Raw genomic sequence first — 24,239 nt, 5'->3', positions numbered from 1 at the left:
CCTCACCCGGCTCACGGCGTGTCCCGACCGTGACCGAAGGTGCCAACAGGAACGGAAAGTCGATGGAACCACATCATGGCTGACGATGACGACGAAGGTGGCGGCGTCCCCGATTGGGTTCTCACCTACGGCGATATGATGTCGCTATTGCTCTGCTTCTTCGTCTTGATCGCCGCGATGAGCGAGATCAAAAAGGACGAACAGATGGAGGCGATCGTCCGGTCCTTGATCAAGCAGTTCGGCGACAAGGAAACGATCAGTCGCTTCAACGAGTCCCAAGAACTCAGTCGCACCGACAAGAAGGAAGGGCGGATCCAGGACCCTACCGACGTCAAGGATCCCACCACGCGCAACCAAGCCGACGCCGGCTCCGAGGGCAAGGAGGGCGAGAAGCGCAAGACGGTCGTCGTTTCCGACGGTCGGCCGCAAGCGATTGGCGAGTCGATCTACTTTGACCCCGACTCCGCCACGCTCACCGACGACGATAAGAAGCAGCTCATGAAGAAGATGAACCGCCTGCGCGGCTTGCAGCACCTTGTCGAGATCCGCGCCTCGGTCTCCCCCGAGGATCGCTCCACCGAGGGATCCGCCGACCAAGGGATCGACTTGGCCTACCGCCGCGCCAAGGCGGTGGCCGACTACCTCGTCGACGAGGGAGGCCTCCGCCGCGAACTGGTCCGCTTGGCGTTCGACGCCCCTTCCACTACAAGAATGAGAGCCGGCGGCGATCGCGACTCCCCGAAGAACAACAGCGTCGAAGTGTTGACGCTCGAGGCGTCGCGCGTCGAGTACCACTAGCGCCCTGTTGGTCCGGGAATCTTGGGTGCTACTGGATGCTCGCCAGTGCGAACAAATGCTGTCGCCGTCAACGCGAACTTGGATGTTTGACAGGACATGATTCGTCTTGAAAGTTGATCGTCAACCCGAGGCGCGGCGTTGATCGGCCCCGGAGCACCACCACGAGTGGCATGACGTCGGCGAGTTGAGAAGAGCCGATCCCTCCCGAGCGCCGCATCGACGTCCGCTCCCGACGCCTTCCACATGGGGAACCACCGAACGATGTCGCAGCGTCTCAATTGGAACAGCCACGAACTGACCGCTGGCTGGCAGCAGGGCACGAAGGCCTTCTACTACGGACTCGGCCTCGAGGACAAGGATCTCGCCCAACCGCAGGTCGGCATCGGCGTCCCCTTGCTCGACGGCAATCTCTGTAACCAGCACGCCTACGAACTGGCCGGGAAGATCGCCGAAGGCTGCCGTGACGTCGGCATGCTCGGATTCCCTTTCGGCGTCCCCGCCGTCAGCGACAACATCTCGCAGGGCCACGAAGGAGGCAACGCGAGTCTCCCCTCTCGAAACATGATCGCCAGCGGCGCCGAGGCGGTCGTCAGCGCTCACCGCTACGACGCGCTCGTCGGCCTCCACCACTGCGACAAGAACGGCCCCGGCTTCGCGATGGCCCTCGCCCGACTCAACGTCCCGGGGCTCATCGTCGGCGGCGGCACGATCATGCCCGGCTCGCATCACGGCCGACCGGTCACGATCCTCGATGTGTACGACTCGCAAGCGGCCGCGGGGGTGGGAGCGATCTCGCGCGAGGAAGCCGACCAGATCCTCCGCGTCGCCTGCCCCGGACCGGGCGGTTGCGGCATCGCGGCCTCATTCAACACCTGGGGCATCGTCCTCGAGGCCCTCGGCCTGATGCTCCCCGAGAGCAGTTCCATCCCCGCGATCGCCGACGTCAAACGGGACGAGTGCCAACGGGCCGGCAGCGCGGTCCGCCGCCTCCTTGAGCAAGGGACCCGGCCACGCGACATCCTGACCGAGCGGGCCTTCCGCAACGCCGCCCGAGCCCTGGCCGCCGCGGGAGGCTCGACCAACGGCATCCTCCACTTGCTGGCTCTGGCGCGCGAAGCGGGGGTCGCCTTTGGCCTGCGCGAGATTCAAGCGATCATGCGCCAGACCCCGGTCTTGTGCGACTTCGCCCCGCGCGGCAAAGGGACGATGGTCGACCTCCACGAGTTGGGCGGGACGCCGGTCTTGCTGAAGCACCTGCTCGATGGCGGGTTCCTCGACGGCGATGCCCTGACGGTGACTGGCAAGACCCTCGCGGAGAACCTCGCCGACGCCCGTCCGCTCGCGACCGAGCAGCAGCTAATCGCGCCGCTGGATGCTCCGCTGAAGCCTCACGCCGACATCCAGATCTGCTTCGGAAACCTCGCCCCCGACGGTATCGTCTTCAAGGTCTCGAGCCTGAAGGAGACTCACTTTCGCGGGAAAGCGGTATGCTTCGAGGACCCGCGGGCGATCGTCGAGGCGGTCAACGTCGGCAAGATCCAGCCGGGCAGCGTCATCGTGCTGCGGCAAATGGGCCCCGTCGCCACGGGGATGCCCGAGGTCCTGGTCGCCACCGCGGCCCTCGCGACCCCGACACTCGAAGGGAAAGTCGCGTTCGTCTCCGACACCCGCGTCTCGGGCGTCTCGCACGGAGCGATCGGCGTCCACTGCTCGCCCGAGGCAGCCGTGGGAGGGCCGATCGCGCTGCTCCAAGACGGCGACCCGATCTCGTTCGATCTTCTCGAAGGAACCATCACCGTCCACATCAGTGACGACGAGCTGGCAGCGCGGCGCGGCGCCTGGCAGCCCCCGGCGCTTCGCTACCCGCGCGGCTACTTGGCGGAGTTCGCCTCCACGGTGACGCAAGCCAGCGAGGGCTGCGTCCCCAAGGCGATCCTCGACGGATCGGTCATTCGGACTCAGTAGCGCTCCACGTCCCGCAAGTCCCGGCCGAAGGGCAGCAGCGAGAGGATGATCAGCTTCAGGTGCTGCCACGCGAACGGAATCCCGATGATCGTGATCGCGCAGAGCCCCGCCGAAACCAGATGGGCAAGCGCGATCTCCCACCCGAAGAAGATGATCCAGATCGCGTTAAAGATGAGCCGTAGCGGGCTATTGGCGTCTTCCAGCTCCACCACTTCCTTGCCGAAAGGGCAGAAGATCGCGACCCCGAGCTTGATCGACTGAATGCCGAACGGAATCCCGATAATCGTCAGGCAGAGGATCAGTCCCCCCAAAATGTACCCGAGCCCGGCGAACAGCCCGCCGAAGATGAGCCAGAGGATATTTCCAAGGCAGCTCAATTCATCCCTTCCCAGTGACATGGTTCTCTCCACGCACATTGGCCACGCTAGTCTTCAATTCTAGCCGTCGTTAATTCGTTGCGAATTCGGGGTTCTTGGGTCAAGAGCGACGCAACGGAAGAACTTCCGGTCTAGAAAACCCTTCCAGGGTTTTGAGATGGTGGTCCTTCCTATCCCAGGGTGCGCGAAGCGCGACCCTGGGCTTCATTAGTCAATGCCTTCGGCATAGGGACAGGAAACCCGTTGTTCTGGCAATGCCACCCAACGCGGCCGTGGCATTCCCCTTTAGGGGGAGATCGTCCACCGCGTCTCATGTCACTCAATGGCGTGACCTACGGGAACGTTCAACGCGGCCGTGGTATTCCGTGATGGTGACACATCGTCCACCGCGTCTCGTGTCACTCAATGGCGTGACCTACGGGAACGTTCAACGCGGCCGTGGTATTCCCCTTTAGGGGGAGATCGTCCACCGCGTCTCGTGTCACTCAATGGCGTGACCTACGGGAATTTGCAACACGTTTACCGAACCGCACCGCGACGGGTTTCCCTTCCGAACGGCAACGCCGTTCTCTGATGAAGCCCAGGGTCGCGCTTCGCGCACCCTGGGTAGCGAACCATCGGAAACACCAACCCCGCAAGGGGTTGTCTCGTCTACAGCTCCCACACCGTGACACGGACCTCTTCGTAATCGCTGCCGGTGTTAATCATGGGAAAACCGAAGACCTCGGTGCGGAGCGGTTTGTGGGTGTGGCCGCAGAAGAGCGCCGCGGGCTTGGGGTCGCGAGCGAGGATGATCTTCCCCAGCAGACTATTGGTCCCGTACGCCCCGTAGAAACTGCGCGGCCAGCCGCAAAGCTCCACAAAGGGCAGTGTGTGCGTCACGACGATGACCGGTCGTCCCCGTGCCAGGGCGGCGTCGTAGCGACGCTCGAAGCGATGGGCGACCTCCGCCGCGATCTCGGGGTTCGTCTTCCCGCGCCGGTCGATGAGCCAGTCATTCCAGCCCAAACCGCCGTGACGGTAGGCTTCGTAGTCCTCCACGGGGATCTCGGGATCGCCGCCGCTGTAGTCGTAGTGACCGTAGCTGCCGACGACGGTGCAGGAGGGGGTCTCGAGGTTCCTCTCTTCGAGGTAGACCGCTCCCTCCGGCGACGGCTGTTTCCAGAGAATGTCGTAACGCTGGTGCCAAAGCTCGTGGTTACCCATCACCCAGCCGACCGAACAGCTCGGCCAGCGTTCGCGGACCTCGCCCACCGTGCGGGCGACGTCGTCGGGCATCCCGTTGTCGCCGCCGATGAGCACCACATCGGCCGTGATCTCCCGAAGTTCCTCGAACCCCAGGGCAATCTCGAGGTTGTTGAGCCACTCGTCCAGATGCAAGTCGGTCAGGTGCACGATCGTCGGCATTCCACAGCCTTTCCAGGTCGTCATGGGGCGGTTCCGGGTGGCCCAGGTTGCTCGTCAACCTGGGTGGCGCTGCCACAAGAGGCTTCTCTATGGATGTGGTCTTCAGGCATCCCCACCAAGCAACCGGACGATGCGTGTCGGAATTCAAGACACTGGCTCATCGAAACGTTGGCGGGCCTGTTCCTTCACCCACTTCAAGAGAATAGGAGTCTTCCAAGGACCACTGCGTCCGTCGCACGCCCAGACTGGCGAGCAATTTGGACCACCCAGGGAAATAGTCTGGAGTAGCTCTTCTTTTTATGGACCCGTTGTCGCTACGATGCGGTCGACTGCGTCGATCGAGTCGCCTGCCTACGCTCGGTCACTCTTCCCCGGCGGACGCCCCTTGATCGGGTGCGTAGAATTCCAGCGGGATCCTCATCCTTGCGACAACGACCCACAACTCAAGCGCGAGAGTGACGATGGCGATTCGCTTCGACAAGTTCACCGTGAAGGCCCAACAGGCCGTTCAGCAAGCTCAGTCCTTGGCCTCGGACCGCGACCAACAAACGGTCGAGCCGGTCCACCTCCTCGCGGCCCTTCTCGACGAGGGCGAGGGGATTGTTCGGCCGCTGCTCAACAAACTTGGCGTCAATGTCGAGCAGATGGACAGCATCGTCCATTCCGAAATGGATCGACTTCCCAAAGTCAGCGGCGTCGGCGGGGGCGAATACCTCTCCCCGACACTGAAGAAGTCCCTTGAGGACGCTCAACGTCGCGCCGAGCAAATGCGCGACGACTACACCAGCACCGAGCACCTCCTGCTCGCTCTCTCCGCGACCGAGAAGACCAACGAGATCTTTCGCGTCCACGGCGTCGGCGAGAAGGAGATCCTGCAGGCGCTGCAATCGGTTCGCGGCACCGGACGCGTTAGCGACCAGAACCCCGAAGAGAAGTATCAGGCCCTCGAACGCTACGGCCGCGACCTCGTTCAACTCGCCCGCCGGGGCAAGCTCGATCCGGTCATCGGTCGCGATGGCGAGATCCGGCGCGTCATCCAAGTCCTTAGTCGCCGGACGAAGAACAACCCAGTCCTCATCGGCGAGGCGGGTGTCGGAAAGACCGCGATCGTCGAGGGACTCGCCCAGCGGATCGTCAACGGCGATGTCCCCGAGGGCCTCAAGGACAAGAGCGTCATCGCCCTCGATCTCGGGGCGTTGATCGCAGGCACCAAGTATCGCGGCGAGTTCGAGGACCGGCTCAAGGCGGTCCTGCGCGAGATCGACGAGGCCGAAGGGAAGGTCGTCCTCTTCATCGACGAGATGCATACCGTCGTCGGCGCCGGTTCGGCCGAGGGGGCGGTCGACGCGTCGAACCTGCTCAAGCCGGCACTTGCCCGGGGCGAACTGCACTGCGTCGGCGCCACGACCCTCGACGAATACCGCAAGCACATCGAGAAGGACCCCGCCCTCGAACGGCGCTTCCAACCGGTCTTCGTCGGCGAACCGAGTCTCGAGGACACCATCGCGATCCTTCGCGGACTCAAGGAGCGCTACGACGTTCACCACGGCGTTCGCATCAGCGACCCCGCGCTCATCGCCGCCGCGAAGCTTTCGCAGCGTTACATCACCGATCGCCAACTCCCCGACAAGGCGATTGACCTCATTGATGAAGCCGCGAGCCGATTGCGGATGGAGATCGACAGCATGCCGACGGAGCTTGACGAGCTACGTCGCAAGATGCTGCAACTGGAGATCGAACGCGAGGCCCTCAAGAAGGAGCCCGACGAGGGGAGCCGGCAACAGCTCGACCAGGTGGAGAAGCGACTCGCCGAACTGGCCGAGCAACGGACCGGACTGGAGACGCGTTGGCAGAACGAGAAACAGCACATCACCGCGCTGAAAGAAGAGACCGAACAGCTCGAAGAGGCGAAGGTCGAGCTTGAGCGCGTGCAGCGCGAGGGGAATCTCGAGAAGGCGGCCGAGATCCGCTACAGCCGCATCCCCGCCCTGGAGCAGCAACTCAAGGAGTCGGAGGCGAAGCTCAAGGAGATCCAAGGCGACGGCTCGCTGCTCAAGCAGGAAGTGACCGCCGAGGACATCGCCGAGATCGTCAGTTCGTGGACCGGCGTGCCGGTCTCGAAGATGCTCGAAGGGGAGAAAGAGAAACTTCTCCAGATGGAGCAGCGACTCGGCCAGCGCGTCATCGGTCAAGAGGAGGCACTCACCGCTCTCTCGCACGCGGTCCGGCGCGCTCGTGCGGGCTTGCAGGATCCGAATCGTCCGATTGGCTCGTTCCTCTTCCTCGGTCCGACCGGCGTCGGCAAGACCGAGACCTGCAAAGCCCTCGCGGAATTTCTCTTCGACGACGAGCAAGCGATCGTCCGACTCGACATGAGCGAGTACATGGAGAAGCATTCGGTCGCGCGGATGATCGGGGCCCCTCCCGGATACGTCGGTTTCGAGGAAGGGGGACGGCTTACGGAAGCGGTTCGGCGCCGGCCCTACTCGGTCGTCCTTCTCGACGAGGTGGAGAAAGCCCACCGCGACGTCTTCAACGTCCTGCTGCAAGTGCTCGACGACGGCCGCTTGACCGATGGGCAGGGCCGGACCGTCGATTTCAAGAACACCGTCATCATCATGACCAGCAACATCGGCAGCCAGTTCATCAGCGAACTGGGCGGGGCCGACGAGGAGCTGATGCGACGGCGCGTGACGGAGACGCTTCGGGAGCATTTCCTGCCGGAGTTCCTCAACCGCATCGACGAGGTGATCATCTTCCACAACCTCGATCGTCGGCAGCTTCGCCAGATCGTCCGCATCCAGCTCGAGCGGTTGACCCAACTCTTGGCGGAGAACCAGATCACGATCGACGTGACCGAGGCCGCTCTCGACGCGATCGCCGACGAGGGCTTCGATCCGGTCTATGGTGCTCGGCCCTTGAAGCGGGTCATTCAGCAGAAGATCCAGAACCCGCTCGCGACCGAGATCCTCGAGGGCAAGCACGCGCCCGGATCGAGTCTGCTCGTCAATCACGTCGACGATGGGTTTGTGATCGTACCGAAGGAGGAAAAAAGCTCGGCATCGTGAGATACTGGGGAAGAGTGAGCGGGTGAACGGGAGTGAGGAGACTGAAGGAGCGAAGACCCCCCTAATTCCCCCCTTGGACAAGGGGGGATGTAGAGACGTAGAAAGCAAGCAACCTTACCTAGACAGCAGGAGAACCGAATGATTCGTCGATGGGGATGGAAGGTATTGGGCTTGGCGGCGGTGGTGCTGCTCGCGGGAATCGCGGGAGGGAGCACGACGGGTGTCGCGGTGGCGGAGGACAACGTCTCGGTCAGCACCGAACGCCCGGAAAAGATGCTGGTCTACGTCGGCACGTTCACCCGCGGCAAAAACGGCAGCAAGGGGATCTACGTCTACGAACTCGACATGAAGACCGGCTTGCTCGAACCGGTCAGCACCGCGAGCGACGATCAGAACCCCGGCTTCCTGGCGATCCATCCGAACAAGCGCTTCCTCTACGCCGTCAACACGATGCCCGGCGGCAAGGGGAAGAACAACGGCGGCGTCTCGGCCTACGCGATCGACCCCAAGACCGGCAAGTTGACCTTCCTCAACCGGCAGGCCTCCGAGGGCAACGGGCCGTGTCACCTCGCGGTCGATGCGACGGGTAAGAACGTCCTCGTCGCCAACTATGGCAGCGGCAGTATCGCCAGCCTGCCCGTCGGCCCCGATGGCAAACTGAAGAAGGCCGCCTCGGCGATCCAGCACGAGGGCTCGAGCATTCACCCGACGCGGCAGAAGGGACCGCACGCCCACTCGATCAACGCCGATCCCGATGGCAAGTTCGCTTTCGCCGCCGACCTCGGTCTCGATCAGGTCATCGGCTACAAGATCGACCCCTCGACCGGCAAACTGATCCCCACCAACAGCGTGAGGGTTCCCGCCGGCGGCGGACCGCGGCATTTCACGTTTCATCCCAGCGGCAAGTTCGCCTACGTGATCAACGAGCTGAACTCGACGATCACCGCGTTCGTCTACGATCCGGCGACCGGGATGCTCACGCCTTACCAGAACATCGGGACGCTGCCGCTGGGAGTCGTGCCGAAGAACACCACCGCCGAGGTGCAAGTTCATCCGTCGGGCAAGTTCCTCTACGGTTCCAATCGTGGGCATGACAGCATCGCGGTCTTCGCCATCAACGAGCAGAACGGCAAGCTGACGGCGCTCGAGCATGTCTCGACGCAGGGCGAAACACCGCGCAACTTCGGCATCGACCCAACGGGCAAGTTCCTGCTCGTCGCGAATCAGAACACCGACAACGTCGTGGTGTTCGAGATCGACCCCGAAACCGGTCGACTGACGTCGACGGGCATCGAGGTGAAGATTCCCTCGCCGGTTTGTGTGAAGTTCCTGCCCAAGGCGAAGTGATTGGTCAGAAGACCGCACAAATGCGTGAACCAAACGCCGCCCGGACCCTTCCTTGGAGAGGAGTCTCGGCGGCGTTGGTGCGTTTTTGAGAAGTGACAGAGGGTGAGTACGATGAGCGATCTCGGCGTCACTGGGAGACGAGCGAGGAAACGTCACACCGGTTTTCCGATGCTTTCGCTGTTCGCTGCCTTTGCTCTTGGTTTGATCTCCACGGGTTTTTTGGCCGACGACAACGCGATTGACTCCGGGCACTACGGCGATTGTCGCTACCGCATCTCGATCGATTCAAAGGCGGACAAGAACATCGAAGCCATTGCCAACGACCTTGGCGTAGCGATCTGGGGCAAGGACATTGGCCCCAACATGCTCTGGAGAACTCCGAAGAACCCAGGCTGCTGCCTACGATTGGAAGTGAGGCCTTGGATTCCCACTGGTCAGCAGGGCTTCGTGATCAATGTTCAACACGGCGGTGCGTTGGTCACCGCCACGGATATCAAGCAGCTTCGCGCTGCGGCGGATCAGCTCAAGACATCGATGATAGTACACCGCGGGAGGCCCCATCTACCGTTGGGGCTCCAAAGCAACTACCCGCTGGCGATCACGACGAAGAGTCCCGAATTGTCCCAAGATGAGGGAGAAAGAAGCGGTTCGGGGTAGCAGAAGATGCTACCTCTCCGAACGGCAACGCCGTTCTCGAGCAGAGCCCAGGGTCGCGCTTCGCGCACCCTGGGGACCAAACCGAGGAGAAATCCACCTCCTTGGGGTTGTCCAAACGCGAGGTGCTGAACTGGTGATGAGTGCGAACCCCTCAAGGGATTCCGATTAGAAAACCCTTCCAGGTTTTGGGTTGTGGATCACTCGACCCTGGGCTTCGCTAGTCAATGCCTTCGGCATAGACCCAAAGACTTCGCTGCGTTGCCGGCGGTTTGACGCGGCAACCTAGAGAAGGGCGCATCGCTCGTTCGCCCGAGGCTCAACGTCGACGAGGGACTTCCGACGTCGCCGCCCAGCGCCCTAGGTCGCAGAGGAATCGGGACCAGCCAGGAGCGTTCCTCGACGCGTGCTTGGCTTCCGCTCACGCTTCGAAACTCCTAGAACAAGAAGCGGAGAAGGGGATTGATTCCCGACTCCGACCACCACACGCGACAATCTCGCGACAAGGAAGTTTCATGCGCATCATCAAGATTGTCGGGCTCTTGTTCCTTGGCGTCTTCGCATTGCGCGGCATCTCGACGCTCTGGGAAACCAAACGCCCGGATCCCCCCAAGGCGAAAATCACCCCGCCCGTCGTTCGGATCGTCACGCTACAAAGCGAAAGTTTCGCCCGCCGCGTCGAGCGCCATGCCCGCTTGCAACCGCGACGCAAATGGCAGATCGCCCTCGAAGTGAGCGGTCGGCTCGCACAGCGGCCGGTGGAGAATGGCGACCTTCTCGAGCGCGGAGCCCTGGTGCTCGCGCTCGATCCCGAGCCGTTCGTGGCCAACCTCGAACATGGCGAAGCGATGCTCCGCCAAGCCCAGGCCCGAACGACCCTCGCCGGCGAGATCCTCGAACGGATCAAGCGGCTCTACAAGACGAAATCCGCTTCCCGCGAGGAACTCGACCAGGAACAGGCGGACCTCGACGCCTCGCTCGCGGTCGTCGCCGCGGCCCAAGCCGACGTTCGCAAGGACCGCTACGACTTGGAGCATTGCCGCTGGGCCGCTCCGGCGCCGGGGATCGTCAGCGCTCTCTCGACCGAAGTGGGCGAGTTCGTTCGCGAGGGGGACGTGCTCGGCGAGTTCTCGCAAGTCGACTCGCTGTTGGTGAAAGTGCTCGTCCCCTGGGATATCCGCCGAGGGGTGGAACCGGGCACGAAGGGGGTGGTGGTCGATGGTTGGCAGCGCGAGCATTCCGCGACGCTGCTTTATGCCGCCGCCGTGCAAAGCGGGCAGACGGGTCAGTTCGAACTCGAGTTCGAAGTCCCCAATCCGACCGGCGAGCTTCTTTCGGGCGAGCCGGTGGTGGTGCGGTTCGAGTCAGGGGCTCCCATCGAGCGACTGCGTGTTCCCCGGAATTCGATCTTCGAAGAGTACGGTCAGTGGCGCGCCCTCGTCCCAGGCGAGCGGCCGGACGACTCCACCGAGCCCTTCCTGGCTCGCAGTGTGCCGATCACCCAAGGGGGCGGCGATCCGGGAGAAGGTTGGGTCGAGGTCTATACGGGACTTCGGCCGGGCCAGGAGATCCTTGTTCCCAGCCGGGTTGCCGCGTTGCGTGACGGCACCCGCATCGTCGAGGGACGCGTGACGGACGTCTGGCTTCCTCCCTACGCGACGCCGACCAAGCGTTCCTCGTCGCTGGCGGATCTCGATGCTCCCGCCGAGTCGGTGCTCGACGACAGCCAAGTGTCGACGCCGATCCAAGAGGATTCCCCATGATCGCGGTGGAGATGGAGCTTCCCACCATGCCGAGCACGAGATGTCATCCTCTTATTACCTCTCCTTGGGGAGAGGTCGGCGAACGCAGTGAGCCGGGTGAGGGAGTTTCCGGCTCGGGAGGACAAGCGATTTTTTCGAAGACGAAGCCCCTCACCCCTAACCCCTCTCCCACAGGGAGAGGGGAACAAGAGGTTCACTCTCCCACAGGGAGAGGGGAACAAGAGGCTCACTCTCCCACAGGGAGAAGGGGAACAAGAGGCTCACTCTCCCACAGGGAGAGGGAAATCCAACGTCTCGACATCGAGCGTTGGACCGACCACTGGGAAGGAGAATCGGTAACGCCATGCCATTGATGCGCTTCGTGTTGAAGCACCGAATCTTCTTCAACCTGCTCTTCTACCTCCTGCTGCTCGCGGGCTGGATGGTCTACCTGCGGCTGCCGGTCGACGTCTATCCCGATGTTCCGTTCAACGAGGCCTCGATCCGCGCGGTGTGGCCCGGAGCCACCGCGAAGGAAGTCGAACTTCTCGTCACCCAGAAGCTCGAGGACGAGATCCTTTCGGTCCAGGACATCGTGAAGGTCCGATCGGTCAGCGCTCGCGATCGGTCGACGCTCAACGTCAAGTTCGAGGAGAATCTCTCGACGCAGCAGTTTCAGAACCGCGTTCAGGATCTGCGGGCGGCGGTCAATCGCGTCCACGACTTGCCGTCCGAGATGGAAGAGACCGTCGTGCAAGCCCTCAGCGCATGGGACGTCTTTCCGCTCTGCCAAGTGGTGATCAGCGCCGGTGACGCGGGCGAACCCTTCACGGACGACTTGGAGTTCCAGGTCCGGCAGGTGACCCGGCGACTCGAAGCGGAACTGCGCGACGTCCCCGGCGTTCAGAAGGTCCTCGCCTCCTTCCGCGATCCGGAGATCCACATCAAAGTCCGCCTCGAGGACCTCTGGCAACTCGGCTACACCCTCGACGAACTGGCCGATCGCCTTCGGCGACTCAACCAGGACTTCTCCGCCGGACAGCTCAATCTCAGTTCGACCCAGTTCATCCTGATGACTAAGGGCGGGCTCGAGGATCCGAAAAAACTCGAGGATCTCGCCCTCTTCGAACGCCGCGATTTGGGACCGGTTCGCCTCGGCGATGTCGCGACGGTCAGCGCCGGCTTCGAGGAGGAGATCACTCGCGAGCGTTTCAATCAGCGACCCTGCCTGACGCTCGCGATCGTGAAGGAACTCAACGCCGACTCGGTGTCGATCGTCCAAAGCGTCAAGAGGGCGGTCGAGGAGTTCAAGGAGGCGCAATCGCTTCCCGAGAACGTCAACATCGACGTCATCAACGATGCGTCCCAGATCATCCGCAGCCGAATCAACATCCTCAAGCGGAACCTCGCCGGCGGTCTCGTGCTAGTCGGTGCGCTGTTGTGGATCACCGTCGGAGCCCGCAACGCGTTTCTCGCGCTACTGGGGATTCCGTTCTCGGTCCTCTCGGCGTTCATCCTCTTTCCGGTACTGGGACTGACCCTCAACGCGATCAGCCTCTTCAGTCTCGTGCTCGTTTCGGGCATGGTGGTCGATGACGCGATCGTCGTGCTCGAGTCGATCTACCAGAAGGTTGAGTCGGGGCTCGAGATCGAGGAAGCAGTCATCCGCGGCAGTTCCGAAGTCCTGATGCCGGTGGTCAGCGCTTCGCTTACGACGATCGCCGCGTTCTTGCCGATGCTCATGACCGAGGGGATCATGGGCAAGTACTTCAGCATCATCCCCAAGACGGTCGTGGTGGTGCTGATCGCTTCCCTGGTCGAGTGCTTTTTCATCCTCCCGGTGCACTACCTCGATCTCCATCATCTGCACGAACGGCTCGGCAAACGCTTTCGCGACCGTTTCGGCGGGACAAAAAAGGCCGAATCCACGAGCGAGAAGGAACCGGCTCGGGGCGACCAGATCTTCAAGCGAACCGCGGACGCGTTCGCAAGCCTGACGGAACGGCTGATCGAATACCCTTGGCGGATGATCGTCGCGGGCGTGCTGCTCGTCGTCGCCTCGGGCATGCTTACCAAGTACATTCCCGTCGAGCTCTTTCCGTCGGACTTTCAGATCTACGCGGTGACGGTGCGGCTTCCGGAAGGCTCCACGCTCGAACGGAGCCTCGAGGCGGCGGTCTATATCGAGAAGCATCTGCAACCCCAGGTCGACGACGATGAGGTTCAGTACTTCTTCGCCAACGTCGGGCAGTCCTACAGCCCCGACAACCTTCTCGACATGTCGCCCGACCAGGCGCAGGTGCTGGTCTTCATGCACGAGGACGAGAAGCACCCCGACCGACGGCTGGAGAAGACGCGTCGGAATCTCGAGGAGGCCTTCGCGAAACCGGGCGCGCCGCCCCTTCGCAGCATGATCGTCGACTCGCCCAACGACGGGCCGCCGACGGGTAAGCCGGTCATGCTTCGGATGCAGATCGCCGACTACGAACTGGGCGAACGGCTGGCCGATCGGGTCGCCGAGTTTCTCAGGACGCAGCCCGGCGTCCACTCGATTCAGACCGATCTCGATCGCGGTCCGCTCAGTGTCGATCTGTTGCTCCGTTCGGAAGCCCGCGACTTGGAAGGATTCGACGAGTCGCAGGTCGGGCTTGTCTTTCAGTCGGCCAACTTCGGCATCAAGGTGGGAACCTTCAAGGATCCTCGCTATGGCGAAGCGTACGACATGCGGCTTCTACTCGACAAGAAGGACCGGCGCGATCTTCAGGGACTGACCGCGGCGCCGGTGCGACATCCCCGTTCGGGACATCTCCTTCCCGTCAGTCAAGTCGCGACCCAGGAGGCTCATTCGAGCTTCAAGGGACGACCGCACTACGGAGGACGGCGCAATGTCACGGTCACCGCCGAAGTCGACTCCGCCGTCACCACCTCCAGCGAGGTCAACGCGCGGCTCGACGAGTGGCTCCAGGAGAGCGGCATCGCGGCGGCTTGCGAGAACACCCAGTTGGGAGGCGAGTTCGAGGAGACGCGCAAGTCGTTCGACTCGATGAGCCGAGCCTTCATCCTCGCGGTCATCCTGATCTACATCATCCTCGCGTCCCAGTTCGGCAGCTACGCCCAACCGATCGTGATCCTGGCGGCGGTTCCCTTCGCGTTCGTCGGCGTCGTGCTCGGGCTTTTGGCGATGAACATTCCCTTCACGATGACCAGCTTCACCGCGGTGATCGGCTTGGCGGGGATCGTCGTCAACGACACCATCGTCTACGTCGCGACGGTCAATCGATTCCGCCGGGAGGAGGGGTTGAGCCAGTCGCGGTCGATCATCGAGGGGGTTCGCGTCCGATTGCGGCCAATCGTCATGACCTCCGTGACGACGATCCTCGGACTCTTGCCGATGGCGATCGGAATCGGCGGCTTCAGCAAGATCTGGTCCCCGTTCGCGGCGACGATGAGCTTCGGGCTGACCAGTGCTCTCTTGTTGACGCTGCTGGTGGTGCCGTGCCTACTTCAAGTCATCGGTGTCCCCGGCGGCAAGGAGACGTCCGAGGAGAGCGACGCTCTCGCGTAGCCACCTTCGCCCGATCTGTCACGACACCACCGACTCCCAGCGGCTGACCAGCGTCCCCTGGAGCCCCGCGATCCATCTCGCCGGGTGCCAAGGGAACGATGAACCTGGACCGGCCTTGATCCACCGCAACTACTATAAGAGGGGTGGGGAGTCAGCGAGCGCGCCGCCGTGCTCCGGAGACATGCCAACGCGTGAGGGAAATAGATGCCAGAACGACCTCCCGGACTCGATAGTCGGGAGTACTCGTCGGTCCATCCGTCGTTGATGATGACCGGATCATGGGCTCATTGGGTCCCTCAAGATCCGTATCGTCGGCTACGGCGAGGCATCTTCGCGTTGGTCTTCACCTCGGTGACCGGCGTCGCCGCGTACGTGATGCTCGCCGGATTGAGCTTCGTCGAAGCCTTCTATATGCTGATCATCACGATCTCAACCGTGGGCTATGGGGAGATCGGACCTATTTCGCCGTGGGCTCGGGCGGTCAACTGCTACGTCATTCTGGTGGGCATCACGGCGGGTGCGTACACCTTCGGTGGATTGGTGCAGATGATGGCGGAAGGGCACATCGAACAGTTCGTCGCGGGCGCCAGCAAGAACCGCAGGATCGAGGGCCTCCGCGACCACCACATCATCTGTGGTTACGGACGCATGGGCGAACTGATCTGCGAGCACTTGGCCAAGCGAAACAAGCTCTTCGTGCTGGTTGAGTTCGACCCGCTCCGGGCGAGCGCCGCCTCGGTCAACAATTACCTCTGCGTCACCGGCGACGCGACCGAGGAGGAGACGCTTCGCCGCGCCGGCATCAAACGGGCCCGGAGTTTGGTCTGTGTCCTGCCCAGCGACGCGGACAACGTCTTCGTCACACTGACCGGTCGGGACATGAACCCGAACCTCTTTATCACCTCTCGGGCGGAGCAACCGGCGACCGAGAAGAAACTCTTGCAGGCGGGAGCCGACCGCGTCGTCGCCCCCCAGGTGATCGGCGCTCAGCACATCACCAACCTTCTCTTTCGGCCGACGACCGTCGACATCCTGGAACTGGTCACCGGCCGCCAGAGCGTCGATCTCGAACTCACCGAACTGACCATCCCCGAAGGGGGTATCATTCACGGCCAAACGTTGGCCCAAGCCGAGATCCGCCGCAAGACCGGCGTCATCGTCGTCGCCATCAAACGGACCGACGGCGAACTCCTCGTCAATCCCGACAGTCACATCGCCCTCTACTCCGGCGACACCATCGTCATCCTCGGCAAGCGCGAGAACATCGACAGCTTCAGCCGCCAATTCGCGACCTAGCGGCGACGGTCTGGCAACTATCGCCGCGACGCGCTCTTCTTTCGTTGGTGCTCGACCGTCTTGCGAATGTAAGCGGCGGCATCGGGCGTCTTGCAGTTGGTCGCGCCGTGGTCGACCTCGACCTTACCGATGCGCTTGGCGGCGGCGAGTGCCCGCTTCTCCAGAATGGAATTGCGAACGCCAATCGCGATCAACGCCCCGTTCATCGCGTGCCGGACACGATTCGGACGTTCGTGAATGTGGGCCTCGATCGCGTCGATCCGGGCCGCAAGCTCTTCATCCTCCAAGCCGGGATCATTCATCGCCAGATGGGCGAGCACGTTCCAGCCACACGCGGCGATCCACTCCGTCCGCGACTTGATCCATTGGTCGGCGCGTTGTCGGGCGGTGGACGTATTCCCGACGAGCTTGGCGAACATCCCGCCCAGGACATCGTCGTCGAGATCATTGACCCAGGCGTCGAGCTTGCGGGCGGTCATTGCGGCGGGATCGGCGATCAGGGTGGCGAGGATGCGGGCGTCGTGATTGCCGGACGACCAAAGTGCCTCGGCGAGGACTTGGTCGGTCTTGATGCGTTTCTGGAGTTTGTAGAGTTCGGCGTAACTGACCCCGAACTGGTGGGCGTTGACGCCGTGGCGGGCGTAGATCTTGCGATTTTGCTCGGTGCCGAGCGACTCGAGTTCGCGAAGGAGGTCGGTTGGTGTCATCGCCTCCTCAACGGGCGCCTAATGGACTGTTCCAACGTTAAGTTGGTGTTGGTGCAACCCTAACCCTTTCGCACTGGCTGACAAGCGGCCAGTGGCACCCCAAAGCCTAGCTCGTTGCGTCAAATCTCGGCCCTTGGATCGTGCGGAGGATTGCCCAATCATAGGCGTCTTCTGCATGCCCACCGCGAGCGTGGGCATGGCACCCCAAGAACTCTGTAGTCAATGAATGAATCAATCAGGGCTGCTAGGGCTGCTCCGTGACCGCGGCGGTCGGAGGACCGGCGGGATCGTGGAGGAGCGGCGACGTATTGTTGGCCGTCTCGCCTCCGGCCTTGGTCCCGAGACTTCCCCAGACGCCGAAGGGTGACTCGTTGTGGAGCTGCTCGAGCGTTCCCTCGGCGGAGAGGTTTCCGTGGTCGACCGCGTCGGTGATGAACGAGACCGAACCGTCGGCATAGACGACGTTGACCCCACCCTTGTGGCGACTACTGACCGTGAAGTGGCCCCATCCCTCGCTGTCGTTGCTCACGCATGAGAGACTATTGGGAGGGACAACGGTGTTAAATCCGGAATAGTAGGGCCGGCCATCACTCCAGCGGACGCCGGGAAAGCGCCTCGGGTCGTTCTTGCCCCATGAGCCGATGCCGGGCCACGCCATCATGCAGTCTTGCGGAGCCGCTTCGGTAACCTTGAGGACCACGTTGGCGACGGTATCTTCCCGGTTCTCGTTGTTGCCCGCGACTTTCTCCGCGAAGAGGAGGGTTCGCGAGAGTCCGTCGGAGACATCGGCGAGCGAGGTTCTTCCGTTGGGCGAAAAGATTCCCCGCGTGTCGGCGACGCGATCGTTGTCCTTGACCAGATCGCCGACGCACGCCTTGTAGTTGAGCTGTCCGGTCCAACCCTCGCAACGATTCGCGGGGAGGCGCAGATCACTCGGGCAGCGGAAGATCGAGAAATCCCGATTGAGGTAGCTCCGCGCCTCTGGATGCCCATTCTGCCAGCCGCCGAGAACCGTTCCCCGATCGATGGCTTTTTGAAACTTGTCGTACGCCGCTTGCTCGTCGAGCAGCGGGAGCAAGCGATAGGTCCAACTGATCGGCTTGGGGCTCTTCCCCTCGCCCATGATGTCGACCGACAGCGGCGGAAAGAGCCGGTTGCTGTCGACGTAAGCCGCCACCGCTTGGCCGAGATTCTTCAGGTTATTGGCGCAGTGGGTCCGACGCGCGCTTTCGCGAGCGCGCTGGACGGCGGGCATGAGGAGGGCCACTAGGGCCCCAATGATCGCGATGACCACGAGCAATTCCACGAGGGTAAAGGCGTGGCGCTCCCAGCGATGCCGAATCATCTCAGACTCCAGAGTAGGGTGTTTGGCAGGAATGCAAGAGAAAGGAAGCACCCTGCCAGGTTCGCCGGATTCGGGGAAAGAATGTGCCTCCGGGGCATGCTACCAACTGAACGTGCCCAACGCCAACCATTCCGTGGCCTTGAACACCGATTTCATTCGATCGAGCCGCAATGACTCCGTTCGACGGCAGCGGGCACTCTATCTAACCCTGTCCGTTCGAGTTCGGATCGACAACCTTCCGAGATTCGAACGAGAAATTTGGCGCGGCTCTCGTCGCCGGCTCCCCTCGACCACGCCGGGATACTCAAACGACGCCGTTTCTTCGCCAAATGTTCACGTCGTGACCCCTCCGGCGGATTCTCTCCATCCGACCATTCAACGATGGAGATATAGGCGCTTTCTTCCGGCACGGCGAACTTTCTCGACCACGAGCATCGAGGCGACTTCCTCCGGACATGGCTCGTGCCATCAGCGAACAGCCGGGGGGCGGGATCGCAGGCCGACCCCCGTTTGAATCGACACTCGGCTCAGGCGTGGTAGTCGAGATTGCGCACTTCAAGAGCGTGACGCTCGATGAACTCGCGCCGCGGTTCGACTTGATCGCCCATCAGAACCCGAAACATCTCGTCGGCGGTCGCCGCGTCCTCGACCCGAACGCGAATGAGCCGACGCTGACTCGGATCCATGGTGGTGTTCCAAAGCTCCTCGTCGTTCATCTCACCCAGACCCTTGAAGCGATGGATCTCGCGACCCTTGCGGCCGTGCTCGGTGATGACGACGACCAACTCGCGAATCGTCTCCAGCGGCTCGGGCTGATCGCCGCCGTTGCTGAGGAAGTAGCGCGGTTGCGGCTCCTCTCCCGGCCGGAGCTGGACGGGGAAGAAGTCCTCGGTGGTGATGCCAAGTTCCTCGATCCGGCGGATGTGCCTGTTGATCGTCCGAACCTCGTGGAGTTCGAGGATCTGGAACGCGGTTCCTTCGTCCTCCTCCTCGGGCTCGGCGGGCTGGCTCGCGTCCCCTTCGACCGCTTCTTCCGACTCCTCCACTTCGGGGGGTCGGTGCTCGTTGATGAAGGATTCGAGCTCCTCGGTGGTGTAGAACCAGTGCTCCTCGCCACCACGACGGACCTCGAACATTGGGAACTCGCCCTTGGTCGAGTCGCGTCGTTCGAAGAACTCCGTCAGGTCGATATCTCGTCGTTCGAGCGTCTGAAGGGCGGCTTCGAACTCGCTGAGGACTTCGACCAGTTCCTTCATGCTGCCCTCGCCGACGGCGGAGCCGTCGGGGCGTTCCAAGCCGGCGCCGACCAGACCGTTGTCGATCAACTCGCGGCGCATCTCCTCTTCCGTCTGCACGAAGCGACTCTTCTTCTTGTAGGTCACCTTGTAGAGGGGCGGCTGGGCGATGTAGACGTGGCCGGCTTTGACCAGTTCGGGGATCTGCCGGTAGAGGAAAGTGAGCAGCAGCGTCCGGATGTGCGAGCCGTCGACATCCGCGTCCGTCATGATGACGACCTTCTCGTAGTTTCGCTTCTCGAGGTCGACGTCGAGCCCGACCCCCACGCCGATCGCCTTGATGATGTTGAGGACTTCCTCGTTACCGAGGACGCGGTCGATCCGCGCCTTCTCGACGTTGAGGATCTTTCCCTTGAGCGGGAGAATCGCTTGGAAGTTTCGGTCGCGACCGCTGACCGCGGTGCCGCCGGCGGAGTCACCTTCGACGAGGAAGACTTCGCACTTGGTGGCGTCCTTCTCGATGCAATCGAAGAGTTTGCCGGGAAGGTCGCTTCCCAAGAGCGCGCCCTTGCGCTGACGAGCCATCTCGCGGGCCTTGCGACTGGCTTCGCGAGCTTCGGCGGCGAGAATTCCCTTCTCGATCACCTTCTTGGCGATCTTCGGATTCTCCTCGAGGTAGGTCGAAAGCTGCTCGTTGCAGATGGCCTGGACGACACTTTCGACCTCGGGGTTACCGAGACGGGTCTTGGTTTGACCGCCGAATTGCGGGTTGGGGACGCGAACGCTGATGACCGCGGTGAGTCCCTCGCGGAAGTCCTCGCCCGAGGGGGTCTTGTCGGCTTTGAAGAGGTTGTTCTGCTTGCCGTAGGTGTTGAGCGTCCGCGTCAAGGCATTGCGGAAGCCGGAAAGGTGGGCTCCACCGTCGATGGTGTTGATGTTGTTACAGTAACTCAGAACGTTCTCGTTGTAAGACGTGTTGTATTGGAAGGCGATGTCCGCCTCGATCACGCCGGTCGCTTCCTCGTCTCCCTCGACCGCTTGAACCTCTCGGCTCCCCGAGAGGGCGATGACATCCTCGTGGATCACGGTTTCGTTGCGGTTGAGGTGCTGAACGAACTCGAGGAGCCCGTTCTCGCTGTAGTAGACTTCGTTGGTACCGCTTTCGTCGTCCCCGAGCGTGATGCGTACGCCGGGATTGAGGAAGCCGAGATCGCGAAGGCGCGCCTCGAGGGTCGCGATCCGGAACTTCGTGTCGGGGAAGACATCGCCGTCGGGTTGGAAGGTGATCTTCGTGCCCGAACCCTTCGCTTCACCGACCTCGCGGACGGGAGCGACCGGAACACCCCGGGCGCATTCGAAGACGTACTTTTTCCCACCGCGACGGACTTCGGCGCGAAGCCACTCGGAGAGGGCGTTGACGGCGGTGATACCGACGCCGTGCAACCCGCCGCTGACCTTGTAGGACTTCTTGTCGAACTTGCCGCCGGCGTGGATTTCGGTGAGCACGACCTGCAGCGCGGAGACTTGCTTGTCGGCGTGCATGTCGACGGGAATGCCGCGGCCGTCGTCGGAGATGGTGACGCTGCCGTCGAGGTTGAGGTGCACCCCGATCGTCGTGCAGTGCCCGGCCATCGCCTCATCGATCGAGTTATCGACGACCTCGTAGATGAGGTGGTGCAAGCCGGCGCTGCTGGTCGAGCCGATGTACATCGCCGGACGCTTGCGGATACCGTCGACCCCTTCGAGGACGCGAATACTCTCGCCGCCGTAATCGGCCGGGGAGGGCGTCTCGTCGCCGGTCGGCTGTTCCGATTCGTTCTCGCTCATCGCTGGTTCTTCCTTTTCCTCTATCTCGCGAGAGTGGTGTCGCCGATCGTGGCCGCTTCGGGTCGGCTTTCGCCCCAACCCTCGTCGTTGGTCGACGACACTTCTTTCCTCGAGGATGAGTGGGTGATCGCGAAATCGCTCGCGGACCACCCGCCACGATCTCCTGACGGCGCGGCGCCGGGATGGTTACCGGGGTCGACGAGTCTCAGGAGCGCCTGAAACGCAATGATTGCACTCGATGGTGCGTGACGTTGTCGCGAAGTTGCTCGAGCAGCTCTTCCTTGCGGAAGCTCTCGAGCTCATGGAGAAGGGCCGCGTTGTCCACCAGAATCTCGAGCACTCCTCGTCGCAGCGACCCGACCCGCGTCCGCTTCTTGAGCGAATCGCCGGCGACGCGCCGCCAAGCCGACTCGAGTTCCATCTGCGCGGTCATCTCGCTCAGACCGTGCCGAGCGAGGATTCTGCCCAGAAGATCGCCGATCTTCTTCGGACGATGGGTCGTCATCGCTAGCGCTCCCGCGTCAGCGGCATGACGACGTAGCTGTAGCCGTCACGGGTTTTGAGCACCGACGCCTTCTTCGCGTCGGTCATCCCGAGGATGATCTCTTCCTCGTCGTCGAGCACCCGCAGCGCGTCGAGCAACAGTTGCGGGTCGAACGTGACGATCAACTCCTCCCCGTCGTAGCCGATCGGCAGACGGACCTCCGATTGCCCGACGTCCGAGGCACGACTTTCGAGCGTGAGCATCCCCTCGGAGAAGCGAAAGTCGACCCCCTTGGACTCGCCGGTCGTCACGATCTTCGCCTGTCGCACCGCCGCTTGGAAGGTCCCGACGGTGAGCGGAACTTGCACGCCGGTTTCGCTGGGGATGACGTCCTGGTAGCGCGGGAAACGGCCCTCGACCAGACGGCTATAGACCGTCACCTTGCTCGATCGTAACAGGATATCGTTGTCGCTGAGTGCAATTTCAATCTCTTCTTCGGGATCGAGGACTGTTTTTTGCACCAGCGTGAGCGTTCGCGGCGGCACCAACGAAAGTTGCTCGGGGCGTTCCCCCTCGAGCGTCACTTGCCCGGGCATCAACGCCAAGCGCTTCCCGTCGGTCGAGACCATCTGCATTTTGTCGTCGACGAAGTCGATCAGCAGCGAGTGAAGGGCGTAGCGCGAGTTCTCCGGCGCGACCGAGAAGTGAGTGCGCTTCACCATCGTCGCCAAAACCCCCGCCTTGATACGATGTCCCTTCCGATCACCAAAATCGGGGATCTCGGGAAACTGGAGAGGATCGGAGGCGGGGAGCTCAAATCGGCTCGCGGCGCCGGCGATGGTGATACCGCTGTCGGTCGCTTCGATCTCGAGCATCTCGTCAGGCAGCTCACGCAAGATCATCCCGACCTCGGAGGTCCGCAGGACGGCCTGCCCCGGCTCCTGGATCTGTAGCCCGCTGACTTGGTAGCGGACGCCCATCTCCAGATCGGTGGCGAGCAGCACCGATTGCTCCTGAGACGCTTCGAGCTTGATCTGCGTCAGGATTGGCTTGGTGCTTCTCGCGGGGACAACACTGCTGACGACTTGGAATGCGGTCAACAAGCCTTCCCGATTGGCGGTGAGTTTCATCAATCACATCCGGTTTTTCATTCAGTATTCTTATTTTTTACCGCCCGGGTCATTGTCGACAACCAAGCACACGCTGCTACAAGTCACGTCGTTCAAGGGTGTTGCGACGATGTCATCACTGATTCTTCATGTGAGGATCGTGTTAACGACTCTGGTGATACCCCGTTCGAAGCTTGGTGATGATGATCGTAGGTTTTGATGACTCCTCGTTTGGGTCCGGTTTGGGCACGCCCAGTGACGATGTACCAACACGGTCGTTGACGCGTATTCCCCAAATCTTAACCTCGCAGCATCGACCGGATTTCCCGAGCCGATCTTGCGTAAAAAGAGCTGTTCTGACGGACTTCCTCACCGATCTTTCGGCAGGCGTACAGCACCGTCGTGTGGTCGCGGCCGCCAAAGAAGCTCCCGATCTCCGTCAGCGGCGCCGTCGTCATCTCGCGGGCGAGGTACATCGCCATCTGACGGGCCTGGACGAGTGACTGAAGCCGGCTCGCCGAGCGGACCTTGTTCAAGTCGACGTGGAAGTACTGACACGCCTCGCGGGCGACGTCGGCGATGGTCAATTGCTGCGCGGCATGCTTTTCGAGCGTGTCCTTGACCTCCGGCAAACCGATGGGCCGGCCGTTGCCGTTGCGATGCTCGGCGAAGTGGTGGATGACGCCGTGCAGCTCGCGGATGCTGCGGACCTCGCGGCACAGGAAGCGCGACGCGGTCTTCGCGAGATTGACCTCGAGCCACTGACACTGCTGCTCGAGAATGTCCTGCATGAGCCGTTCGCGGGGCGTCTCGATGTTGACCACCAGCCCGCTTTGGAACCGGGTCCGCATCGCGGTCGGCAGGTCGGTCATCTCCGCGGGGGCCAAGCGGCTGGTCAGCACGAGCTGGCGGCTGTCGGCGACGAGGCGGTTGAACGCGTGGTAGAGTTCCTCGAGCGCGGCCGGGCGATTGATGAGCGTGTGAACATCATCGATCAAGAGGACGTCGAGCTTCCAAAGTTGCTGGCGAAACTCGGGGGTCGTCTTCTCCTGCCACGCCTGCTCGCATTCCTCGAGGAACTCGCCGGCGGGGATCGAGAGAATGTTCCAATCGGGATGGTCCTCCTCGAAGCGGTTGCGCAACGCGTAGAGCATGTGCGTTTTGCCGACACTGGGAGGTCCAAAGATAAAGAGGGGATTGTAACGCTCGCCAGGATCGTGGATCACTTTGTTGAGTGCCGAGATCGCCAAGACGTTTTCTTCACCCCGAACCAGCGACTCCAACGCGTATTCATTCGGGTTCGCTTCCACCAT

The 24,239-nt window shown here is 62.3% G+C and carries 16 protein-coding genes; 8 read left to right on the top strand and 8 right to left on the bottom strand.

All coding sequences use genetic code 11. The features are described 5' to 3' along the window. Nucleotides 1-75 precede the first annotated feature (75 nt). The gene (locus tag Pan216_RS00080) at nucleotides 76-798 is read left to right on the top strand and encodes a flagellar motor protein MotB (RefSeq protein WP_145253191.1); all 723 of its coding nucleotides are present in this window, start codon (nucleotides 76-78) and stop codon (nucleotides 796-798) included. Nucleotides 799-1,059: 261 nt separating this feature from the next. Next, the gene (ilvD, locus tag Pan216_RS00075; RefSeq protein WP_145253189.1) at nucleotides 1,060-2,763 is read left to right on the top strand and encodes a dihydroxy-acid dehydratase; all 1,704 of its coding nucleotides are present in this window, start codon (nucleotides 1,060-1,062) and stop codon (nucleotides 2,761-2,763) included. On the opposite strand, the gene Pan216_RS00070 is transcribed toward ilvD, so the two are convergent. Beyond that, a complete protein-coding gene (locus Pan216_RS00070; RefSeq protein ID WP_145263502.1) occupies nucleotides 2,757-3,140 on the bottom strand; it encodes a YccF domain-containing protein in 384 nt (127 codons plus the stop codon). The two genes, ilvD and Pan216_RS00070, sit on opposite strands and share 7 nt — an antisense overlap. 651 nt (nucleotides 3,141-3,791) lie before the next feature. Then, on the bottom strand, nucleotides 3,792-4,571 hold the full coding sequence (locus tag Pan216_RS00065) for a metallophosphoesterase family protein (protein WP_145253187.1): 780 nt from the start codon (nucleotides 4,569-4,571) through the stop codon (nucleotides 3,792-3,794). Between the two features lie 437 nt (nucleotides 4,572-5,008). On the opposite strand from Pan216_RS00065, the gene clpB reads away from it, so the two are divergent. The 6 genes from clpB to Pan216_RS00035 all read left to right on the top strand — a co-directional run bounded on the left by clpB (nucleotide 5,009) and on the right by Pan216_RS00035 (nucleotide 16,219). Continuing rightward, the gene (gene clpB / locus Pan216_RS00060; RefSeq protein ID WP_145253185.1) at nucleotides 5,009-7,615 is read left to right on the top strand and encodes an ATP-dependent chaperone ClpB; all 2,607 of its coding nucleotides are present in this window, start codon (nucleotides 5,009-5,011) and stop codon (nucleotides 7,613-7,615) included. 138 nt (nucleotides 7,616-7,753) lie between these two features. Next, entirely contained in the window at nucleotides 7,754-8,962 is a 1,209-nt protein-coding gene (locus Pan216_RS00055; protein ID WP_145253183.1) for a lactonase family protein, read from the top strand. 102 nt (nucleotides 8,963-9,064) lie between these two features. Beyond that, complete coding sequence (locus Pan216_RS00050) at nucleotides 9,065-9,619, top strand: hypothetical protein (RefSeq protein ID WP_145253181.1); 555 nt, start codon at nucleotides 9,065-9,067, stop codon at nucleotides 9,617-9,619. 512 nt (nucleotides 9,620-10,131) lie between these two features. Continuing rightward, complete coding sequence (locus Pan216_RS00045; RefSeq protein ID WP_145253179.1) at nucleotides 10,132-11,379, top strand: efflux RND transporter periplasmic adaptor subunit; 1,248 nt, start codon at nucleotides 10,132-10,134, stop codon at nucleotides 11,377-11,379. A 343-nt stretch (nucleotides 11,380-11,722) separates the two neighbouring features. After that, nucleotides 11,723-14,923, top strand: a complete 3,201-nt coding sequence (locus Pan216_RS00040) for an efflux RND transporter permease subunit (protein WP_145253177.1) — start codon at nucleotides 11,723-11,725, stop codon at nucleotides 14,921-14,923. Between the two features lie 204 nt (nucleotides 14,924-15,127). After that, a complete protein-coding gene (locus Pan216_RS00035) occupies nucleotides 15,128-16,219 on the top strand; it encodes a potassium channel family protein (protein ID WP_145253175.1) in 1,092 nt (363 codons plus the stop codon). 17 nt (nucleotides 16,220-16,236) lie between these two features. Here Pan216_RS00035 and Pan216_RS00030 read toward each other — a convergent pair whose 3' ends face one another. The 6 genes from Pan216_RS00030 to Pan216_RS00005 form a co-directional block, all read right to left on the bottom strand. After that, the gene (locus tag Pan216_RS00030) at nucleotides 16,237-16,926 is read right to left on the bottom strand and encodes a DNA alkylation repair protein (RefSeq protein WP_145253173.1); all 690 of its coding nucleotides are present in this window, start codon (nucleotides 16,924-16,926) and stop codon (nucleotides 16,237-16,239) included. Between the two features lie 244 nt (nucleotides 16,927-17,170). Then, nucleotides 17,171-18,271 (bottom strand): DUF1559 domain-containing protein, encoded by a 1,101-nt coding sequence (locus Pan216_RS00025; RefSeq protein ID WP_145263500.1) that lies wholly within the window; start codon nucleotides 18,269-18,271, stop codon nucleotides 17,171-17,173. 527 nt (nucleotides 18,272-18,798) lie between these two features. After that, nucleotides 18,799-21,333, bottom strand: coding sequence for a DNA gyrase subunit B (locus Pan216_RS00020; protein ID WP_145253171.1), 2,535 nt, complete (start codon nucleotides 21,331-21,333; stop codon nucleotides 18,799-18,801). Nucleotides 21,334-21,538: 205 nt separating this feature from the next. After that, entirely contained in the window at nucleotides 21,539-21,838 is a 300-nt protein-coding gene (locus Pan216_RS00015; protein ID WP_145253169.1) for a DciA family protein, read from the bottom strand. A 2-nt stretch (nucleotides 21,839-21,840) separates the two neighbouring features. Beyond that, the gene (dnaN, locus tag Pan216_RS00010; RefSeq protein WP_145253167.1) at nucleotides 21,841-22,947 is read right to left on the bottom strand and encodes a DNA polymerase III subunit beta; all 1,107 of its coding nucleotides are present in this window, start codon (nucleotides 22,945-22,947) and stop codon (nucleotides 21,841-21,843) included. Nucleotides 22,948-23,225: 278 nt separating this feature from the next. Continuing rightward, a complete protein-coding gene (locus tag Pan216_RS00005; protein ID WP_145263498.1) occupies nucleotides 23,226-24,239 on the bottom strand; it encodes a DnaA ATPase domain-containing protein in 1,014 nt (337 codons plus the stop codon).

It is taken from the genome of Kolteria novifilia (assembly GCA_007748055.1).
GTDB lineage: Bacteria > Planctomycetota > Planctomycetia > Kolteriales > Kolteriaceae > Kolteria > Kolteria novifilia.
Note: the sequence above shows the minus strand (reverse complement) of the source record. Positions and strands in the feature narration are given on the sequence as shown.

Bases quoted from the DNA above. Each gene is read 5' to 3' on its own strand.
- Pan216_RS00025 (WP_145263500.1), bottom strand. From the start codon at position 18,271: ATGATTCGGCATCGCTGGGAGCGCCACGCCTTTACCCTCGTGGAATTG.
- Pan216_RS00045 (WP_145253179.1), top strand. From the start codon at position 10,132: ATGCGCATCATCAAGATTGTCGGGCTCTTGTTCCTTGGCGTCTTCGCA.
- Pan216_RS00035 (WP_145253175.1), top strand. From the start codon at position 15,128: ATGCCAGAACGACCTCCCGGACTCGATAGTCGGGAGTACTCGTCGGTC.
- ilvD (WP_145253189.1), top strand. From the start codon at position 1,060: ATGTCGCAGCGTCTCAATTGGAACAGCCACGAACTGACCGCTGGCTGG.
- Pan216_RS00020 (WP_145253171.1), bottom strand. From the start codon at position 21,333: ATGAGCGAGAACGAATCGGAACAGCCGACCGGCGACGAGACGCCCTCC.
- Pan216_RS00080 (WP_145253191.1), top strand. From the start codon at position 76: ATGGCTGACGATGACGACGAAGGTGGCGGCGTCCCCGATTGGGTTCTC.
- Pan216_RS00055 (WP_145253183.1), top strand. From the start codon at position 7,754: ATGATTCGTCGATGGGGATGGAAGGTATTGGGCTTGGCGGCGGTGGTG.
- Pan216_RS00030 (WP_145253173.1), bottom strand. From the start codon at position 16,926: ATGACACCAACCGACCTCCTTCGCGAACTCGAGTCGCTCGGCACCGAG.
- Pan216_RS00040 (WP_145253177.1), top strand. From the start codon at position 11,723: ATGCCATTGATGCGCTTCGTGTTGAAGCACCGAATCTTCTTCAACCTG.
- Pan216_RS00005 (WP_145263498.1), bottom strand. From the start codon at position 24,239: ATGGTGGAAGCGAACCCGAATGAATACGCGTTGGAGTCGCTGGTTCGG.
- dnaN (WP_145253167.1), bottom strand. From the start codon at position 22,947: ATGAAACTCACCGCCAATCGGGAAGGCTTGTTGACCGCATTCCAAGTC.
- clpB (WP_145253185.1), top strand. From the start codon at position 5,009: ATGGCGATTCGCTTCGACAAGTTCACCGTGAAGGCCCAACAGGCCGTT.
- Pan216_RS00065 (WP_145253187.1), bottom strand. From the start codon at position 4,571: ATGACGACCTGGAAAGGCTGTGGAATGCCGACGATCGTGCACCTGACC.
- Pan216_RS00015 (WP_145253169.1), bottom strand. From the start codon at position 21,838: ATGACGACCCATCGTCCGAAGAAGATCGGCGATCTTCTGGGCAGAATC.